Annotated in this window: 1 protein-coding gene; it reads right to left on the minus strand. The window is 40.9% G+C overall.

The annotated features are described in order from the left end of the window. On the minus strand, positions 1-232 hold a 232-nt coding region (locus DXB73_RS14715; RefSeq protein WP_207665873.1), incomplete at both ends, for a leucine-rich repeat protein.

The following is a 232-nucleotide window of genomic DNA, read 5'->3' on the forward strand; positions in this document are numbered from 1 at the left end:
TTGATCGTGATCTTCTTCAACTTTTTACATCCGGCAAACGCATTTTTGCCGATAGATGTAATGTTTTTGCTGATCGTTACTTTTTTCAGCTTTTTGTTATTCGCAAAAGCTTTTGGTGCAATGGCTGTTACTTTGTATGTCACGCCTCCGATCGTCACTTTATCCGGCACCGTAACGCTTGCCGTCTTTGTCTTTGCTGATTGCACATAGGAAATCGTTGGTTGCTTCTTAT

Origin of the sequence: Clostridium sp. OM05-6BH (assembly GCF_003481635.1) — a bacterium.
GTDB lineage: Bacteria > Bacillota > Clostridia > Lachnospirales > Lachnospiraceae > Butyribacter.